The following is a 2987-nucleotide window of genomic DNA, read 5'->3' as shown; positions in this document are numbered from 1 at the left end:
TCCATCTCAAGCAGCTTCTGGTACTGCTTCGTCAGCGCATTCTTCGGCTCGCTCAAGATACGAACCAATGTATGCTCATCAAGCGGCTCCAACGTTGAGATGACTGGAAGACGCCCAACAAATTCAGGAATAAGTCCGAATTTCAGCAAATCCTCCGGAAGTGTCATCGTCAAGTATTCGCCAGGCTTCAAGTCCTTCTGACCACCGTCAGCATTGAAGCCAATAATTTTCTTACCTACACGACGCTTGATAATTTGCTCCAGTCCGTCAAACGCACCACCGCAAATGAACAAGATGTTCGTCGTATCAATTTGGATAAATTCTTGGTGAGGATGCTTACGGCCACCTTGCGGCGGAACAGAAGCAACGGTTCCCTCCAAAATTTTCAGCAATGCCTGCTGTACCCCTTCGCCAGATACATCGCGTGTAATCGAAGGATTCTCGGATTTGCGGGCTACTTTATCGATTTCATCGATGTAAATAATACCGCGTTCCGCCTTCTCCACGTCATAGTCTGCCGCTTGGATCAGCTTCAGCAGAATATTTTCAACATCTTCGCCTACATAACCTGCTTCTGTAAGCGATGTTGCATCCGCAATTGCGAATGGCACATTCAAGATTTTAGCCATGGTCTGCGCCAAGAGTGTCTTACCGGAACCAGTAGGCCCCACAAGCAAGATGTTACTCTTCTGCAGCTCAACATCCTCAATCTTGTTTTGGGTGTTAATCCGTTTGTAATGGTTATATACCGCTACGGACAACGACTTTTTCGCAATTTCTTGTCCAATGACATATTGATCCAGAATCGCACGAATTTCCTTCGGTTTCGGTATATCCTTCAGATCAACTTCCTCTTCGTGACCGAGCTCTTCCTCTACAATCTCATTGCACAGCTCGATGCACTCGTCACATATATATACGCCAGGACCGGCAACCAACTTGCGTACTTGTTCCTGCGACTTGCCGCAGAACGAGCACTTCAATTGCCCCTTCTCATCATTAAATTTAAACAATCGGTGTCCCCCCTTACTTGAGCCCCGGGCTTGCCGGATGTAAAACTTGGTCAACAAGACCGTATTCTTTCGCTTCATCAGCGCTCATGAAGTTGTCACGATCCGTATCGCGTTCAATCTTCTCAATCGGCTGACCTGTGCGATCCACATATATTTGGTTCAGCTTATGTCTTGTCTTCAAGATCCAGTCCGCATGAATCTTAATGTCGGACGCTTGACCACGCACGCCACCCAGCGGCTGGTGAATCATGATCTCACTGTTCGGCAGAGCAATACGCTTGCCTGGCGCTCCAGCCGTCAGCAAGAGTGAACCCATACTTGCAGCCAAGCCTACGCAAATTGTAGATACGTCAGGTTTGATATGCTGCATCGTATCGTAAATTGCCATGCCGGCCGTAACTGAACCGCCCGGTGAGTTGATATACAAGAAAATGTCCTTCTCTGGATCATCTGCTTGAAGGAACAACAACTGCGCAATGACGCTGTTCGCTACGTCATCATCGATGGCGCTGCCCAGAAAGATAATACGATCTTTCAGCAGACGCGAGTAAATATCATAAGAGCGTTCGCCGCGATTTGTCTGTTCGATGACCATCGGGATTAAATTCATGGTACCGACCTCTTTTCTTTACATAGCTTTACATTTCTATTCTAACATTTTCTGAACGTGGTGTCATTTTTACACCGATTACCATTATTCTATGTGCGGCAAATGCCCGTAATCCCTGCAAATAAGCTCTATATTCGTGCCTTCTCACGGGTGGGAATCGCCTAATATGTTACCTACTGATTATGTACACCCAATTACTGGGTGGTGAAACGTTATGTAGTGAATCAAGAACTTACAATCCAGCAAACTTTCACCAGACAGGTGGTAAAAAATAAGGCACGCCCTTAAAAAGTAACGTGCCTTATCCTGTTACGCCGCCCTCACATGCATGATGCAGTTGCAGCCGATATGCAATTAATTCTTGCTGTTGTCCACAATGAACTTAACTGTTTTGCGAAGAGCTGCCTCTTCACGCAAGTTTTCAATCGTGCCGTTCTTCTCCAAGATGGAGCGGATTTCGTCCGCAGAACGTTGGTAAGAAGCCGCCATTTTATCAAGCTCTTCTTGAAGCTCTTCTTCAGAAATTGTAATGTTCTCTTCTTTCGCGATTTGCTCAAGAACGAGGTTGTTTTTCACACGCTTGTCAGCCTCTTGTTGCATTTGCTCGCGCAAGTCTGCAATCGTTTGGCCAGACAATGTCAAGAACATATCCATGTTCATGCCTTGCATGCGAAGACGGTTGTCCAAATCTTTAACCATGTGCTGAATTTCAGTCTCGATCATCGCACGTGGGATTTCTACTTCTGCATTTGCAGATGCTTTTTCAACGAGCTCAGCTTCACGAGCTGCTTCCAGTTCGCGTCCTTTGCGCTCTTTCAACTGTTTTGTAAGATCAGCTTTGTACTCGTCCAAAGTTTCGAATTCGCTAACGTCTTTTGCGAACTCATCGTCAAGCTGTGGAAGCTGCTTGCGCTTGATCTCATGAACTTTTACTTTGAATGTTGCAGGCTTGTTAGCCAAGTTCTCTGCATGGTAGTGCTCAGGGAACGTAACTTCAACATCTTTGAAGTCACCTGTTCCAAGACCAATCAATTGATCTTCGAATCCAGGAATGAACGTGTTAGAGCCAAGCTCCAATGTGTAGCGCTCACCTTTGCCGCCTTCAAATGCTTCGCCATCAACGAATCCTTCGAAGTCCATAACAACGCTGTCGCCTTTTTGTGCTGTCTCTTCGTCAACGATAACGAGTTCAGCATGGCGCTCTTGCAGACGCTTCAATTCAGCGTCAAGCTCTTCTTCCGTAACTTCAGCTTCTTTAGCTTCTACTTCAAGACCTTTGTAGTCGCCAAGCTTTACTTCAGGCTTAACTGTTACTTTTGCTTTGAACTTTGAACGTTTTGGCCTTTTGCCGTAATTGTTTCAAC

2 protein-coding genes and 1 pseudogene are annotated in these 2987 nt (G+C 46.0%); all 3 read right to left on the bottom strand.

Annotated elements, in window-relative coordinates; all coding sequences use genetic code 11:
- Nucleotides 1-1013: ATP-dependent protease ATP-binding subunit ClpX (gene clpX / locus AZ66_RS28240; protein WP_044357970.1), on the bottom strand; the 1013-nt coding region annotated here is incomplete at its 3' end.
- Between the two features lie 13 nt (nucleotides 1014-1026).
- Nucleotides 1027-1623, bottom strand: coding sequence for an ATP-dependent Clp endopeptidase proteolytic subunit ClpP (gene clpP, locus AZ66_RS28235; RefSeq protein ID WP_021252338.1), 597 nt, complete (start codon nucleotides 1621-1623; stop codon nucleotides 1027-1029).
- A 354-nt stretch (nucleotides 1624-1977) separates the two neighbouring features.
- Nucleotides 1978-2952 (bottom strand): annotated as a pseudogene (tig, locus tag AZ66_RS28230) (trigger factor); the annotation flags it as partial.
- Nucleotides 2953-2987: the final 35 nt, after the last annotated feature.

This window comes from Paenibacillus sp. E194 (assembly GCF_000935845.1).
Taxonomy (GTDB): Bacteria; Bacillota; Bacilli; order Paenibacillales; family Paenibacillaceae; genus Paenibacillus_B; species Paenibacillus_B alvei_B.
The sequence above is the reverse complement of the archived record's forward strand: the minus strand, read 5'-3'. Positions and strand labels throughout refer to the sequence as shown.

Bases quoted from the DNA above. Each gene is read 5' to 3' on its own strand.
- clpP (WP_021252338.1), bottom strand. From the start codon at position 1,623: ATGAATTTAATCCCGATGGTCATCGAACAGACAAATCGCGGCGAACGC.